The sequence below is a fragment of the Vibrio sp. Isolate30 genome, assembly GCF_022397975.1.
Lineage (GTDB): Bacteria > Pseudomonadota > Gammaproteobacteria > Enterobacterales > Vibrionaceae > Vibrio > Vibrio fortis.
Map to the genome: position 1 here is coordinate 1,211,372 of NZ_JAKEUS010000001.1, position 15,142 is coordinate 1,226,513.

The window sequence follows — 15,142 nt, forward strand, 5'->3', positions numbered from 1 at the left end:
CTATCGCTGTTCAGCGGCAAGCGCTATATTTTTAACGCCAGCACCTTTCGCTGCATCCATCACCTTAACAACAGTGCCGTTATAAGCGTGTTCATCGGCTTGGATAACAAGTGATGCTTCAGGTTGCTCAAGCAGCAGGTGTTCGAGAGTCGCTTGCACACGCTCAACATCGATCAGACGCTTATCAATGTAGATATCATTCGCTGATGTTATCGCAACAAAGATACCCGCATCTTTTTGACTAACTACGTTGGATGCTTGAGGGCGATTAACTTCTACCCCCGACTCACGTACAAATGAGCTCGTCACGATAAAGAAGATAAGCATGATAAATACAATATCAAGCATCGAAGTCAGGTCAATTTGAGCCTCTTCGTTTTTGGAATGACGTCTTCCGAGTCTCATCGTTGACTCCTTAATGATTTTTCTAATTTTATTTCTAAGCGACTGCAGACTTTTGCCAAACGCGCATGAACAAACATACCCGCCAACGCAGCAACCATGCCTGCCATTGTCGGCAGTGTGGCTAAGGAGATACCAGAAGCCATAAGCTTAGGATCGCTACTGCCTTGTGTCGCCATTACATCAAACACCGAGATCATACCCGTTACTGTGCCAAGAAGGCCTAGCATTGGGCAAATCGCAACTAAGAGTTTAATGAAGTTTAAATTCTGATTAAGTAATAGGCTTGCTTGACCCAACCAACCTTCTCGAATCGCTTTCGCGTGCCAAGAAGATTGATCATGCCGCTCATTCCATTGTTCAATCCAGGCTTTACGCTGTTTTGGAAAATAAAACGCCAAGTAAAGAACGCGCTCAACTACCAGTACCCAATAAACAAGCACTACAGCAGCCAGCCACCACAGGACGAAACCGCCCTGCTCCATGAAATCAGACAAGGATAGCAGCCAGTCACTAGAGAATAGTGAACTAGACAACAAGATATCCATTACGCCGCCGTCCCCATTGGCTTAACATCTGCCTTTGAGTGAGTCGCTTTTTCAGCTTGCTCTGCTACCAAACCAATCCCTTGTTTTTCAAGAATATTGCGGATGTTCTCTGCTTGAGTGCTCAATAAATTATGAGCCAGCAACAGCGGCATTGCAGCGACAAGGCCAAGAACGGTCGTTACCAATGCCATAGAGATACCACCAGCCATCACCTTAGGATCGCCGTTACCAAACTGAGTAATCACTTGGAAAGTCTCGATCATGCCCGTCACCGTGCCTAATAGACCAAGCATAGGGGCCAGTGCTGCAAGCAGCTTAAGCATCGATAAACCTTTTTCTAGATGCGTTTGTTCATCAACAACCGCTTCAAGCAGACGCAGCTCTAATGCTTCAACAGATTGAGCCTGCTCTTTGTTGTACACAGCGAGTACACGACCTAGAGGGTTATTACCTGGTTGTTCTGGTTTTTTAAGCTGAGAACGAATTTTTTGGCGTGCAACTGCAAGTGCAATACCACGAACAAGTGCAATAATAAGACCAATCGCGAGTAGGCCAAGAATCACTTTACCTACTACGCCACCCGCTTCTAGGCGATCTTGAAGGCTAGGTGTTAGGGCTAGTTGCTCTAACATGAAACCACGAGATGGATCGACAACAATGTTAGACGGTGTACCCGACGCTAGTGTGCTCAGTGACGAAAACGTAGGGCCATTATCCGGTTGCTTAAAGTAGGCAATGGCATCACCACGTTGTGTGTTCCAGCTAACGTACCCTTGCTCGGTTACAAGACCAAGTGAACCAATACGATAAGCGTCAACCTGATTAGTTGAACCTTCACCATCGATGAATGAGATTTTGTTCTTCGTCAGTTCGCTGCTTGCCTGAATTTGCTCAGACATGCTTAACCACAATGCAGTGAGTTGTGGCATAGAAGGAAGAGATTTCGCGTCGATGATTTCATCAACTGTTGGTGTGTATTCTGCACGATCAACACTGTTCACTGTATTGTGAAGTTCAACTTCAAGCTCTTTGGCATTTTGACGAACCACACCAAATAGTTCACCAAGACTACCTGTCTCTAGGCGCAGTTTTTCTTCTAAACGTGCTAACGTATTTTCGTTGTCGCTAAATGTCTTAGTCAAAACATCTGTCTGCGCTTGAATTTGCTTACGCTTCGCTTCAAGTTGAGCACGCAGTGCTTTTAGCTCTTTCTCAGTCTGTTTAAAACCAGATTCACGAGTAATGTTATGTGATGCCTGCGCTTTGTTTTCAGCTGCGGCTTTACCAACAAGTTCAGTAGTGTTCGCACTCACATAGCCAGAAAGTGCCAATGTAGAAATACAAAGTAAAGTTGCTAAAGGTTTGAGTTTCATTATTTAGCCTCCGCAACTGTCAGAGATACAGGAAGAGTGATTAGGCTTGGTGCCGCTTGCTGGCTTGCAATATCAAAAGCTTTATCTAGCTCAGATTTCATTGAAGCATCTTGAGTTTGCCATTTATTTGCCACTTGGTTCCAAGACCAGTACTGAGTGCCATTGAGGTTTCGCGCAACAAGAGAAGCACGCCCTAAATGAAGAACGTCTGCTTCAATCACTTTGTTGTCGCTCAACTCGATACGTCCTTGATAAACACCTAGCTTGATGCCGTAATCCATTTCAATCTGGTACGCTTCAAGAATACGGCGGTATTTTTCTGCATCACTAACATCTGCACGCGTCATCATCGCTTTCAGCTTTTCGACACGTTCAAGTCTCTGCTCTTTCTTAATCGGTACATCTTTCTCAACCAATACGTGCAGGCCATCAATCATTTGATACATCAGTGGCACCACACCCTGACGAGTGTATTTGATCTCGTCAATTTGCGCATTGATGCTCTCAGCCTCTTTATTTTGGCTTTCAACTAACGCTGCTAGGTGATCGTGATAAATTTCTAAGTTTTTCACTTCTTCCTGTAAGCGCTCAATTTCCGCTTTGAGCGCTAAACTTGTTTCAGAACTTTTATCGATAACCTTTTGGCTCGCTGCCGAAGCGTTATTGGTCTTATTTTGGATAGCTTGCGCTTGATCCAAGCTACTTGCCATTGAAGACGTTGCCATCATGCTGATTGCTAGGGCAAGACTGGTTTTTAGAAGATTCATAGTTGTAGTCAATTACTTTAGAAGAAGTTCAAATGAGTTTTATTGATAAACACTCTCATTATCATTAAAACTCACTCGCTTGGCTAGGGATATTTTGCAAAAAAAGAACGAACGAAGGGGAAAGCCAAAACTTCCCCCTATTCATTAACTTAACGTCTATTGTTTGCTAACAAATTAGTACTTAACTTGTAGCGTCGCCATGTAGTTACGGCCTTCGCCAACCACTACACCGCTTGTGCTACCACCCTCTAGGTAGTCAGTATCAAATAGATTTTCTACATTGAAACGTGCAACGAAGTCTAGGTTTTCATCATACTTAAACGTATGTGCTACACCCATATCTACACGAGTATACGCATCTTTCTTAAACGTGTTCGCGCTTTCAGTGTAACGCTCACCTACGTGGTAAACACCTAGATTTACGTCTGTACCGTTGTTAAATGCATATGTAGACCAGATGCTTGCCGTAAACTCAGGCACGTCAGCTGGCGTTTTACCTTCTAGTGCTGGATCATTTTTGTACTCAGCATCTAGGAACATTGTCGAAGCACTTAGAGAGAATGCTTCTGTTAGGTAACCCGTCGCTGCAAGCTCAGCACCAGTATGAACTTGTTCACCCACTTGAGTCGTGATTTGATCTGCGCCATTTACTGGCGTTGCTAGATCTTCTGTCACTTGCATATTTGACTGAGTGATCTGGAATAACGCACCAGAAACAAACAGGCGCTCATCGAACAATTCCCACTTAGTACCTACTTCGTAAAGTGTACCCTTCTTAGCGTCTTGTTCTTTACCAAAGTTAACATCACTTGAATCTGAAATCTCACTTACTGGTTCAAAGCTCTCAGAGTACACAGCGTAAATTGAACCGTTCTCTACAGGAGAGTAGATAAGACCCGCTTTAGGCAGAATGTTGTTGTAGCTCTCTTCTTTATCTGAGCTGCTGATGGTCTTATCGTAAGCGAAACGAACACCCGCAAGAACCTGCCACTGTTCATTTAGAGTCACTAAGTCTTGAACATAAAGACCGTAGTGTTGACTTTCAGAATGTGACACTGAAGTGTCGTTCTTGTAGCTGATGTCTGATGGCATGTCGAAGCCATTACCACACTCTTTGATCGCTTCAGCTTCTGTTGCATTTTTACATGCGTAGCCAGATGCGTACAAACGCTTGTAGTCGTAGTGCAGGCCGTTAGCACCGACTAATAGACGGTGGTTCACACCAAATGCGTCAAAATCACCCGTGAAATCAACGTACGCCGTGTCAAACGTCCACTCATCGTGACGATCTGAAACTTTATAGCCGTACTCAGTGCCGGTTTGGTAAACAGTATTGTTAGATTCTGTACGTTGACGTTCATAGAACTGACGAGAGATACCCGTCTTAACTGACCAAGTATCGTTAAGGTTCGCGGTGATTGCTGCACCGTAGTTCGCTACATCGTTATCAGTTTGCGCAAAGCGCTGATCGTTCACAATATCAGGGTTAATTACTTTGCCCGTAGTTGTATCGATCTTTGAACCATTGTCTAGATCACCTAGCTCTTGAGTACGGTCGTAGTGTAGAGATAGCATTACATCTTCGTTAATGTCGTAATCAACGAATAGGCCACCAACGAAACGTTCTGTTTCTACATCAGTACCATCAAAGCGGGTGCGGTATGAATCTTGGTTTTCTTGCGAAACGATAACGCGAGCACGAAGTGTTTGGTCATCGTTTAGAGAACCACTTACGTCAGCAACCGTACGAGTATAGTTGTCAGAGCCGATATCTTGGCTCACATTTACTTGTGTCTCGTACGTAGGCTTCTTAGAAACCATGTTTACCAGACCACCTGGTGCTGATTTACCGTAAAGAAGACCTGCTGGTCCTTTCAGTACTTCTACGCGCTCTAATAGTTCTACCGGTTGACGGTAGTGAGACCAGTGCTGTACACCGTCACGTAGGTAGCCAGAGCTACTTTCAAGAGAGAAACCACGTAAGCTAAAACGTTCGCGGTTTGTTGACTTAGAACCCGCAGAAATAGACGCATCGTTCTTAAGCACTTCACCTAGTGTGCTTGCACGCTGTTCATCGATGATCTGCTCATCAATGATGGAAACTTGTCCCGGAGTCTCTAGCTGTGTGGCCTCCATGCGCATAGCTGTAGTGTTAGTGTCAGCCTTGTAACCGTAGTCACGACCCTCTACAACCATATGCTCGTCTGTTTTTGCTGTGTCTGCTAATACAGCTGGTGACGCCAATACCGCGCCAATTACCAAAGCCAATGGGCTTTTTGAAAACATGTCCTTTTCTCCGACTCTTTTTTATTATTCAAGCAGCTACCCTTTCGGTGCATTGCTTGATCTACCGTTTCCGGTACCACTGAATATTTCGGAGAGGAATATAAGTGATAACCATTACCATTTGCATTAAATTTACATTCTTTGCATTTGTAAAGTTATGTAAAGAGCCGCACGTATATCAATAGTTAAACAGGAAAGCTCACCGGAAATGGTGAACCATCGATGATAAACCATTAAATTTCCGATATTGAACGTTCACGTCGCAATCATCGGTAAAATAGCAACAAATCGCGTATGTTTCGCCCTTACATATGTAACTCGATCCAGTTCACTGAACAGATGGAAACGCATTAAAAATCAGTAACAAATGTTAATTTTAATGATCTAAGTTTGTTTTTATTTTGTTTTTGTCGATAAAAATCAGGTGACTTTGATCACATCTATAATTCCATCCAACAATTTTGTTTTTTTATTTATTCTTTCGACTGCTAATCTGCCGCTCACTTTGAAAGGTCTCAAAGTTATAATTAAAAGGAGTGTTCTAAATGAATACCAAGAAACCTATGTCTCTGACTGGCCGTGTTATTCTCGGTATGGTCGCAGGTATCTTAGTGGGATTTGCCATTCAATCCCTATTTGCAGAAAGTGGCTTTGTTAATACATACATTGTTAACGGACTATTTGAAGTCGGCGGTAAGATTTTTGTTGCCAGCTTAAAAATGCTTGTTGTGCCTTTGGTTTTTGTCTCGCTTGTTTGCGGTACAAGTTCACTAAAGGATCTCTCTACTCTGGGTCGTATGGGCGGTAAAACACTGGCTCTATACATCGGTACTACAGCGGTTGCTATTACCCTTGCTCTAACAATTGGTAATTTCTTCCAACCAGGCGCTGGTGCTGATCTAACAGCGGCTAGCTCATTCAAGTCTGCTGATGCGCCTTCGTTAGGCCAAGTTATCATCGACATGTTCCCAACCAACCCTATCCAAGCGATGGCTGAAGGTAAAACACTTCAAGTAATCGTATTTGCGGTATTGTTTGGTATTGCAATCAGTGCTGCGGGTAAGCCGGGCGAGCGTATTGCTGCTGTCTTCCAAGATCTGAACGAAGTGATCATGAAGCTTGTTGCGCTACTGATGAACCTAGCGCCTTACGGTGTGTTCTTCTTGATGGCGAAGCTATTCTCAGGTTTAGGACTTGGTGCCATTTGGAACCTAGCTGAATACTTCCTTGTATTAGTAGGTACTCTAGTGCTTCACGGCCTAGTGACATACAGCTTGATGCTAAAAGGCTTTACGGGCCTGAACCCAATTACGTTCCTACGTAAAATGGAAGACGCAATCATGTTTGCATTCTCTACAGCTTCTTCAAACGCGACAATTCCTGTAACAATGGAAACAGCGAAGAACCGCATGGGTGTAGATAACAAGGTTGCTTCATTTACTGTTCCACTAGGTGCGACAGTAAACATGGACGGCACAGCTATCATGCAGGGTGTTGCCACAGCGTTCATCGCTCAAGCATACAACATCGACCTATCGATGACTGATTACCTAATGGTGATCATGACTGCGACACTAGCTTCTGTAGGCACAGCCGGTGTTCCTGGTGTGGGTCTAGTTATGCTAGCTATGGTTCTTAACCAAGTGGGTCTACCTCTAGAAGGTATTGCTCTTATCATGGGTGTTGACCGTCTACTTGATATGATCCGTACAGCGGTGAACATTACTGGTGATAGCGCTGTTTCTATCATCGTTGCTAAGTCAGAAGGCGCGTTCGATGAATCACGCTTCAACGACCCAGCAGCAGGTGAAAAAGAAGAGCAAGTTAACCTAGCTCGTCAAGCGTAGGCTACTTTGTTAAAAAGCTATCGACGCCGCTTCTATTGAAGCGGCGTTTTTTTATCCATTTATAAACTCCTATTTACCGTTAATGGTAAATATTTGTCTCAAATATGAAATCCCTTGCTTTATATGTGCATTAGATCCTAGATACCACTCGAGTTATTGGTACAATATCCCTTAAATTATCTTTCCAAAAAGCGTTCATATGAATCAAGAGCTTGTGAACAAAAGACAACGATTCTCACAAACCGTAAAAATGGTGATAGCGAACCAAATGCTAGCCATACGCGAAGGGTTGCTCTGGATCCTTCCTTGTTTGATGATCTCTTCTATCATATTGTTTTGCGCCTCAATTGGTGAGTTTACTGTCGGAAAAGATAGATATTGGGTTGAAACGCTCTATAACGCTTCTCATCAACTGAATAGCATCTTCCCTATCCTATTAACGGCAGCGCTCTCTTACATCTTAGCGATGCAGTGGCGTCTTCCTAGGCCCCCTATCGCACTTATCTCTATCGTCTATCTTGCACTCTTTCATCAATCGTTTTCAGAAGTTAAAGTTACGTTTGAGCTGATCATCTCTGTTGTGACACCACTGTATAGCATCCCGTTGATTGCTTTCTTCTATCGAAAAAAATGGCTGAAAATTGTCAGAAGCGAGCAAGTTGGTAAAACGGTAAAGGATTCTCTCAACCTTATTGTTCCATCCATTCTTACCGCTCTATTAATGCTGTGTGTCAGTTGGCTGCTCGTGTCAGTAATGAGCTACTTCTTGGATTTTGGCGGCCTAGATCATCTGTTCGAATACTCTTCACTCACCTTTGGTGTTTTGTACTCGCTCTTTAACTCTTTTTTATGGTTCATAGGCATTCATGGTTATTACGCATTAATGCCTTGGATAGACGTGTTGATGGCGGCAGTGCCAGAGCAAGCCTCACTGACTCAAAATTCCCCAGTAGTTAATCACTCGATGATGGCAATCTTCGTGTTTATTGGCGGTTGTGGTGGCACATTGGGGTTAGTGATCTCACTGCTCTTTTTTGCTAAAGATAGAGCCTCTAAACTGATCGCGATAGCCGCATTTCCTCTGGTACTTCTCAACATCAATGAAGTCTTACTCTTCGGTCTCCCTATCATCTTCAATCCGAGATTGTTGTGGCCTTTTCTTATTGTGCCTGTTGTTAACTTATTGATATCTCATTCTGTTCTCACAGCAGGTCTAGTAGCCATACCCTCCGTCGTGGTGCCATTCAGTAGCCCTGTGTTCTTTAACGGATGGTTGGCGACACAAGGTGATGTGAATGCGGTATTACTGCAATGTTTATTGATCTTGGTTGATCTTGCTATCTACACACCGTTCGTCATTCGAATGAACAAGCTCAACATGGCTGACCGCATTGCTTTTCCGTTTTTCGATTCGAGTTATTCTCGACGTCGCGAAGAAGCCGATGTGTTAAGTGCGGATAAGGTCTCTGAAAAGGTAAACAATCAAAAGGCAACGGCAGAGTTAGAACAAGGCTTACGCCGCTACGCTCAAATTGATTTCTGTATGGAGTATCAGCCGCAGGTTCAAGCTTCATCAGGCAAGGTAGTGTCGTGTGAGGCGTTGATTCGCGCTAAAGACCCGATATCCGGTGAGATACTCTATCCAGGAGCATTCCTTCCCTATTTTGAGCAAGCGAACATGATGCCTGACATTGATTTATGGACGGTGAAAAAAGTTGTCTCAGACCTCAAGGTTGCCCAAGTCAATCAGTCTACAGTGCCCACCAGCATCAACATTACTCCCGAGACTCTGCTCAACAAAGAGGTCATGAACCGCATCTGCCGTACCATTGAGCCCGTAGCCAAATCGGTCAGTATCGAGATCACGGAAGAGAGTTTAGTCACCGACACCGCTCGGGTATTAGAATCACTCCAACGCCTTAAGAAACTTGGATGTAAGATTTCTTTAGACGATTTTGGTGTTGGGTATTCATCTTTAAGTTATCTGAATCAATTTGATGTGGACTGCATTAAAATCGACCGCAGTTTTGTTCTATCGCTTGATAACGAGAAAGGGAGACGCGTCTTCTATGCGATGTTAAAAGTCGCTCAGGAATTGGATTTAAGCTGTGTGGTTGAAGGTGTTGAAACTCAGCAGCAACTCGATTTAATTCCTAATCACCACTCTATTTCAATACAGGGTTGGTATTACTCGAAATCATTGTCGCTCACTGCGCTGCAACATTACGTCAAACAAGCCAACGCGACAGCCGCATAATGTATCATCAAAAACGGCTCCACAATGCAGGAGCCGTTTTTGTCTTGTCTATCCGATTTACGATTTGTTATCAGGTTGAATTGGGAACATTAGATTAATCCTCAACCCACCCTCTGACTTGTTTTCTGCCGTGACAATGCCATTCATCACTGCCATCGACTCTTTAACGATCGCTAACCCCAAACCGTAGCCGCCCGACTTCTTATCACGTGCCGATTCAAGACGCGTAAACGGGCTAAACACACTCGATATTTGCTCATCTGGGATACCCGGACCGTCATCTTCTATAGAAATGACAGTGTAACGCTCGGCTGACGTTTTTTCGTAAAAATAAGTGCTCAATACAATATTTGCTTTTGGTCCCGCATATTTAATCGCGTTACCTATGATGTTTCGCATGACACGAAGGACAAGCCTTTCATCAAGATTGACACTTGGAGTTTGATTTGAAAGATGAGCTTCTAGTGCTTGATCGCCGTTAAGATCGTGCTGCATCTCAGACACCAATAAAGAGCAATAATGCTCAACGTTCATTGACGTAACATCCGCGTCATAACGAGCGTTCTCTAAGCGACTGTATTCAAGAATTTCGCCCACAAGATCATTCATCTCTTTGGTTTCATTCTCTAGTCTATCAATCAATCGCACTGATTTTTCTTCAACGCTATTACGCAATAAATGAAGGACCAAGTTTTGCCTTGCTAATGGCGTTCTAAGCTCATGGGACACATCACGGATAAGACGACGTTGCTTCTCACCTAATGACTTTATCTCTTGCGTCATATGATCAAAATCGTTCGCTAGTTCATTAAACTCGCGCGTATTCGACTTCAGTTCAGAGACAACATCAACGGAGAAATCCCCCTGTGCTAGACGATGGCTTGCCTCTCGTAAACGGTCTAACGGTTGTTGTAAACGTCGCGACATGATTAGCGAGAACAACAACAGAATGACGAAAGCGATCACCACTTTCATCAACGACGAATAGTACGAAAACGAGTTTGCCGGATGAACGTAGTGAGGAAGCTGAACAACCATTGTGTTGCCGCTTTCGAGTGGAATACCAAAGATCGGTTGATTAACGCGAGCATCAAGCTGGTGATCCAATGTTCTTAAGAACTTCAGTTTGAATTCAAAGTGAGGGTGCATATGACGATGAGTGATAGGGTGATTATCGCCATCAAGAATAAACAGATAGTATTCTTGAGCGTTCCCCCAATCAGCAAGCTCGTCCATATCCCCTTCTCCGATCAATACATTCGCTTGATAGGCGAGATCCAACATCTCTGCTTTCACTGATTCAGGAACTTTCAATAGAGCTCGCATCAAAGCTTTTTCAGCAATCCCCTGAAAGATAAAGATACTAACAATAATGATCGTTAAGTAAGTAAATAGCTGAAACGTCAGGCCGTCCTTACGCTTTTCAATAAACGAAGGACAGCGAAAATATCCTGAACTCATGCAGTTACAGACTCTAAATAGCTGTAGCCTTTACCTCGCACGGTCTTGATATGCTGCTTTGAGATACCAGCTTGGACTAACTTGCGACGAATATTGCTGATATGCATGTCTAAGTTTCGATCGAATGGGCACAATTCACGCTTAAGAACGTGAACTTGAAGATCAGATTTGGAGACAACAATGCCGTTATGCTTAATCAGGTAATCAAGCAGGTCTTTTTCTGTCCCGGTCAGAGGAATACGAGCTAACTGCTCACACAAGCCCTCATTCGTGCTCGCCACAGACTGACGCTGACGCTCAAAGCCCACACGACGAAGAATCACTTTAATACGCGTTAGAAGCTCTGGCACGTTAAAAGGCTTAGCGATGTATTGATCTGCGCCAGCTTGATAACCATCCAACATGGACGCGTCATCATTGAGAGCCGTTAGCATTAGAATCGGAGTTGCAAAACGCTGACAGATGCGTCTCGCGACCTGCAATCCATTGAGATTAGGCAGCATAACGTCTAACAAAACTAAATCGACCGGATTTTGTTGAATAAACTCCAACGCACTCTCGCCACAATGAACTTTATCAACGTGATAACCCTCTGCTTCTAACACTTCAGAGAGCAATTCGCACAACTGAATATCATCATCGACAACTAAAATACGAGACATCACTACCACCAATTAAATAATAATGGTTTGCATTTTAATTATCATAAAATTGATTTCAATTATAAAATCACACTAATTGACTACATTAGGAGATCTTTCTCGATTGGAACAAATTTTGTCGCCGAATCGATGAGGTTTTGAGCGGTAAGCCCCGGAACGCCGTACACCTCAACCTTTGTGTTAAATCGGTCTTTCATACGCTCAACTAAGATTTCGAAGTCCCCATCACCCGATACTAAGATGATCGTATCGACCGACTCCGCCAATTCGATCGCATCTAGAGCAATGCCTACATCCCAATCGCCTTTTGCGCTGCCATCGCGTCTTTGAATAAAAGGTTTCAGCTTTACATCAAAACCGACACCGCGAAGAATGTGATGAAATTGACGTTGCTTTGGATCTTGGCTTGAAATTGCGTAAGCGTTAGCAGATACAACGTTTCGTCCTGTGGTTGCCAAATACCAAAATTGGTTGTAATCGAAATTGCTCCGATACTTATCTCTTGTTGTGTAATACACGTTTTGAACATCAACCAGAATTGCAATATTTTCCATGTTTGGTGCCTGTGGCGCTGTGCCTTGATTTGTACCCTAAAAATGACCCTTTACCCTATTCGATCTGCTTAATAAATGCGAGTCGCTTATCGTTGATTTTGAACCTATCAACTATGCTTTACGTATCGAACTTTAATCTTTGTTTGATTATTGCACAGAGTTTGCTGCGATAACTGCCATAGGTAACGCAGTACGCATTGTTTGAAAGGAGTCATAGGATGTTCGGAAGATTACTCGCCCTTGCAGGTATTGTGGCCTGCTCTCACACTGCTCTCGCCTACCCGGCCTATGAACACTCCCACAGTTTGCCACACCGCAGTGTTATCTTATTTGCGCCAGACCAAGACACCAAGGTGAAAGAATTCATGAACAGTGTGTTGATCAACAACTGCCAAATTGACGAACGAGACATTGTCGTCATGGTTATCGCGGAAAACGGCTATACCATGCCCAGTTGGTTGAAAGAGGAGTTCAACTTAGAAGCGGTTAAAAAGATCTATGAAATCCCCCAAGGCGAACACACCGGGATTTTGATTGGCAAAGACGGTAAAGAGAAACACAGATGGAGCGGGACCACGGATTGGGCATTCTTGGCCAACTTCATCGATCAAATGCCAATGCGTCAACAAGAAATGCAGCGACAGTCGAGCCGCTGCAGTATTTAGGCAAGCAAAATAGGCGCTTTATTATTTATTGAAACCAGCGAGATTACTTATTGAACCAAGCAAGTTTTTCATGAAGCTGGGCAACGCTACCCACAACAATCAGTGCTGGGCTTTTCGCTTGTGAAGCGAGCTCAGCCAGATCGCTCAAACCACCTCGAAATACTTTTTGTTCCTGACGTGTACCATTCTCGATGATAGCAACCGGCATATCTTGACGCATACCATTGTCAGTCAGGTTTTTCTGAATATTCGGGCTCTCTTTAAGGCCCATGTAGAAAACAATCGTGTGGTTGTGTTGTGCTAACGATTTCCAGTCGATGTCTTCACCATCTTTCTTGAGATGGCCTGTAATAAACTGGACACTCTGTGCATGGTCACGGTGCGTCAATGGAATACCTGCGTATGCAGTCGCACCCGCAGCAGCGGTAATCCCAGGAACAACCTCAAAAGACACATTATTTTCAGCAAGGGTTTCACACTCTTCACCACCACGACCGAAAATAAACGAATCACCACCTTTTAAACGGACAACACGCTTGTTTTCTTGAGCTTTTGTCACAAGCAACTGGTTGATTTGATCTTGTGGTACACAGTGATGATCCAGTTTTTTACCCACATAAAGCATCTCAGCTTCTGGGTTTGCCATTGCAAGAATTGCTTTCGATACAAGACGGTCATAAACCACTACGTCTGCTTGCTCAATGACTCGTGCGGCTTTAACGGTTAATAAATCAGGGTCACCCGGACCGGCACCCACTAAAGAAACGAAACCTTGTTCTACTGCTTGCTGCTCACTCATTGCTTATGCCTATTTTTAATTATTTTGCTGTAATTCACTGTATCAACAAGAAAACATCTAGTCGATCACAGATTTTGCATATTTCATAACTAATTGAATTAACGTTTTTGGTTATTCTCGTTGCAATTCTTTATTACTGTTCATCAATCTAATAAAAGCATAGCGAATACTGACGATCGAAGACAAAGACGACAAAGAAGATAAAAAGGCCCCACAGTACACTGCAGGGCCTTGATGTTAATTCATTACGCTTGATTGCTCAGTTCAGGATTATTTAATCGCTGGTGCTGTTTTAGCGTGAGTTAGGTAAAGTGGGATACAAGTCATTACTAGACCACCAACGATGTTACCTAGGATTGTTGGGATAAGGTTGAAGTTCAACCAAGTCGCGATACCGAAGTCAGCACCAAGAATCATACCTAGTGGGAATAGGAACATGTTTACCACTGTGTGCTCGAATACTAGCGCGAAGAAGATGAAGATTGGGAACCACATCATCGCTACCTTACCAGGCATAGAACGAGCAGTCATGTTACCAATTACACCTAGACATACCATTAGGTTACAGAAAATACCGCGTACGAAACATGTGATCCAACCGTCCATACCCATGTTTTCGAAACCTAGGCTACGAGCTGTAGAAACTGCAATGAACTTTTGAGCTACTGCGTTTGGATCTAGAGAGAAGTTACCTGTTAGAGAAACAGCAACTAAGAATGCTACCAGTAGAGAACCAAGCAGGTTACCTAGACCAACCAGACCCCAACAGCGGAAAATCTTACCCCAAGTGATACCTGGGCGGTTATCAAACTTAGCCAATGGCGCTAAACCGAATACACCCGTTACTAGGTCGTAACCCATAATACTTAGAATCACAAAGCCCACTGGGAATACAAGTGCACCAACAATACCGATACCTGTCTGTACGATAGTGGTAATCGCAACAACAACAGCAAGTGAAAGAATCACACCAGCCATAGTGCCTCGTAAAATAAGATCACGAGTACTTGTTTTTGTTTTCGCTTCACCAACATCGATCATGGTTTGTACGAATTCTACAGGTTTGAAAGCAGACATAAATTGCCCTTAATAAAAGTTAAAAATAAAAAGTTAAAATTGGATAGGAAAAGGCTCTAGTTGTCGTTATGACAATCATCACTCACTAGAGCCCTTGAACTATCAAATCTTGGCGATTAAGCCGCGACTTCTACCGCACCTTTCACAACTCGCGCTTTGTAAGATTTCACGCTCATGCGCTCGTCTTCCATGCAAAGGCCAGTCGCTAGGTTAAAGCGTTGCTTCTTAAGCGGGCTTGCAACCCATAGCTCGTCTTGATGCTCACAGATAAGACCGCGAGACAGAACGTTAGCTTGGAAGAATGGGTCCATGTTGTTAATTGCGAACACTTCTTCTGTTGCACGTGGGCGGAAGATAGCAACCTGCTCGCCGTTTAGTAGTGCAACAACACCAGTACCTGGGATGATGTCTTCGATTTTACAAACTTTTGTAAATGCCATGATG

At 43.6% G+C, this 15,142-nt stretch carries 14 protein-coding genes; 3 read left to right on the forward strand and 11 right to left on the reverse strand.

What is annotated here, in order from left to right; translation table 11 throughout:
* From L1D60_RS05285 to L1D60_RS05305, 5 genes are all read right to left on the reverse strand, one after another.
* Window positions 1-405, reverse strand: a complete 405-nt coding sequence (locus L1D60_RS05285) for a biopolymer transporter ExbD (RefSeq protein WP_032552484.1) — start codon at window positions 403-405, stop codon at window positions 1-3.
* Complete coding sequence (locus tag L1D60_RS05290; protein ID WP_239840062.1) at window positions 402-950, reverse strand: MotA/TolQ/ExbB proton channel family protein; 549 nt, start codon at window positions 948-950, stop codon at window positions 402-404. Before L1D60_RS05290 ends, L1D60_RS05285 begins: the two co-directional genes overlap by 4 nt.
* Window positions 950-2,323: a MotA/TolQ/ExbB proton channel family protein gene (locus L1D60_RS05295; RefSeq protein WP_239840063.1), complete on the reverse strand. Its 1,374-nt coding sequence runs from the start codon at window positions 2,321-2,323 to the stop codon at window positions 950-952. The genes L1D60_RS05290 and L1D60_RS05295 overlap by 1 nt, the downstream gene beginning before the upstream one ends.
* Window positions 2,323-3,090, reverse strand: a complete 768-nt coding sequence (locus L1D60_RS05300; RefSeq protein WP_239840064.1) for a DUF3450 domain-containing protein — start codon at window positions 3,088-3,090, stop codon at window positions 2,323-2,325. The genes L1D60_RS05295 and L1D60_RS05300 overlap by 1 nt, the downstream gene beginning before the upstream one ends.
* Before the next feature lie 174 nt (window positions 3,091-3,264).
* Window positions 3,265-5,376, reverse strand: a complete 2,112-nt coding sequence (locus L1D60_RS05305; RefSeq protein WP_239840065.1) for a TonB-dependent siderophore receptor — start codon at window positions 5,374-5,376, stop codon at window positions 3,265-3,267.
* Window positions 5,377-5,921: 545 nt separating this feature from the next.
* On the opposite strand from L1D60_RS05305, the gene L1D60_RS05310 reads away from it, so the two are divergent.
* Together L1D60_RS05310 and L1D60_RS05315 are read left to right on the forward strand one after the other, a co-directional pair.
* Window positions 5,922-7,223, forward strand: a complete 1,302-nt coding sequence (locus L1D60_RS05310) for a dicarboxylate/amino acid:cation symporter (protein ID WP_239840066.1) — start codon at window positions 5,922-5,924, stop codon at window positions 7,221-7,223.
* A 199-nt stretch (window positions 7,224-7,422) separates the two neighbouring features.
* On the forward strand, window positions 7,423-9,480 hold the full coding sequence (locus tag L1D60_RS05315; RefSeq protein ID WP_239840067.1) for an EAL domain-containing protein: 2,058 nt from the start codon (window positions 7,423-7,425) through the stop codon (window positions 9,478-9,480).
* A gap of 57 nt (window positions 9,481-9,537) precedes the next feature.
* On the opposite strand, the gene L1D60_RS05320 is transcribed toward L1D60_RS05315, so the two are convergent.
* From L1D60_RS05320 to L1D60_RS05330, 3 genes are all read right to left on the reverse strand, one after another.
* Complete coding sequence (locus L1D60_RS05320) at window positions 9,538-10,941, reverse strand: sensor histidine kinase (protein WP_239840068.1); 1,404 nt, start codon at window positions 10,939-10,941, stop codon at window positions 9,538-9,540.
* Window positions 10,938-11,603, reverse strand: coding sequence for a response regulator transcription factor (locus tag L1D60_RS05325; protein ID WP_239840069.1), 666 nt, complete (start codon window positions 11,601-11,603; stop codon window positions 10,938-10,940). Before L1D60_RS05325 ends, L1D60_RS05320 begins: the two co-directional genes overlap by 4 nt.
* A gap of 80 nt (window positions 11,604-11,683) precedes the next feature.
* Entirely contained in the window at window positions 11,684-12,157 is a 474-nt protein-coding gene (locus tag L1D60_RS05330; RefSeq protein ID WP_239840070.1) for an NYN domain-containing protein, read from the reverse strand.
* A 218-nt stretch (window positions 12,158-12,375) separates the two neighbouring features.
* Between L1D60_RS05330 and L1D60_RS05335 the strand changes: the two genes are divergently transcribed.
* Window positions 12,376-12,822 carry a DUF4174 domain-containing protein gene (locus L1D60_RS05335; RefSeq protein WP_239840071.1) on the forward strand — a complete coding sequence of 149 codons (447 nt, stop codon included), beginning with the start codon at window positions 12,376-12,378 and terminating at the stop codon, window positions 12,820-12,822.
* 43 nt (window positions 12,823-12,865) lie between these two features.
* Here the strand turns inward: L1D60_RS05335 and cobA are convergent, their stop codons facing one another.
* From cobA to nirD, 3 genes are all read right to left on the reverse strand, one after another.
* The gene (cobA, locus tag L1D60_RS05340) at window positions 12,866-13,621 is read right to left on the reverse strand and encodes a uroporphyrinogen-III C-methyltransferase (protein ID WP_239840072.1); all 756 of its coding nucleotides are present in this window, start codon (window positions 13,619-13,621) and stop codon (window positions 12,866-12,868) included.
* Window positions 13,622-13,891: 270 nt separating this feature from the next.
* The gene (locus tag L1D60_RS05345; protein WP_239840073.1) at window positions 13,892-14,698 is read right to left on the reverse strand and encodes a formate/nitrite transporter family protein; all 807 of its coding nucleotides are present in this window, start codon (window positions 14,696-14,698) and stop codon (window positions 13,892-13,894) included.
* Window positions 14,699-14,814: 116 nt separating this feature from the next.
* The gene (nirD, locus tag L1D60_RS05350) at window positions 14,815-15,138 is read right to left on the reverse strand and encodes a nitrite reductase small subunit NirD (protein ID WP_239840074.1); all 324 of its coding nucleotides are present in this window, start codon (window positions 15,136-15,138) and stop codon (window positions 14,815-14,817) included.
* Between the last annotated feature and the right edge of the window lie 4 nt (window positions 15,139-15,142).

Coding starts and splice junctions, on each gene's coding strand:
- L1D60_RS05285 (WP_032552484.1), bottom strand. CDS start 405: ATGAGACTCGGAAGACGTCATTCCAAAAACGAAGAGGCTCAAATTGAC.
- L1D60_RS05290 (WP_239840062.1), bottom strand. CDS start 950: ATGGATATCTTGTTGTCTAGTTCACTATTCTCTAGTGACTGGCTGCTA.
- L1D60_RS05295 (WP_239840063.1), bottom strand. CDS start 2,323: ATGAAACTCAAACCTTTAGCAACTTTACTTTGTATTTCTACATTGGCA.
- L1D60_RS05300 (WP_239840064.1), bottom strand. CDS start 3,090: ATGAATCTTCTAAAAACCAGTCTTGCCCTAGCAATCAGCATGATGGCA.
- L1D60_RS05305 (WP_239840065.1), bottom strand. CDS start 5,376: ATGTTTTCAAAAAGCCCATTGGCTTTGGTAATTGGCGCGGTATTGGCG.
- L1D60_RS05310 (WP_239840066.1), top strand. CDS start 5,922: ATGAATACCAAGAAACCTATGTCTCTGACTGGCCGTGTTATTCTCGGT.
- L1D60_RS05315 (WP_239840067.1), top strand. CDS start 7,423: ATGAATCAAGAGCTTGTGAACAAAAGACAACGATTCTCACAAACCGTA.
- L1D60_RS05320 (WP_239840068.1), bottom strand. CDS start 10,941: ATGAGTTCAGGATATTTTCGCTGTCCTTCGTTTATTGAAAAGCGTAAG.
- L1D60_RS05325 (WP_239840069.1), bottom strand. CDS start 11,603: ATGTCTCGTATTTTAGTTGTCGATGATGATATTCAGTTGTGCGAATTG.
- L1D60_RS05330 (WP_239840070.1), bottom strand. CDS start 12,157: ATGGAAAATATTGCAATTCTGGTTGATGTTCAAAACGTGTATTACACA.
- L1D60_RS05335 (WP_239840071.1), top strand. CDS start 12,376: ATGTTCGGAAGATTACTCGCCCTTGCAGGTATTGTGGCCTGCTCTCAC.
- cobA (WP_239840072.1), bottom strand. CDS start 13,621: ATGAGTGAGCAGCAAGCAGTAGAACAAGGTTTCGTTTCTTTAGTGGGT.
- L1D60_RS05345 (WP_239840073.1), bottom strand. CDS start 14,698: ATGTCTGCTTTCAAACCTGTAGAATTCGTACAAACCATGATCGATGTT.
- nirD (WP_239840074.1), bottom strand. CDS start 15,138: ATGGCATTTACAAAAGTTTGTAAAATCGAAGACATCATCCCAGGTACT.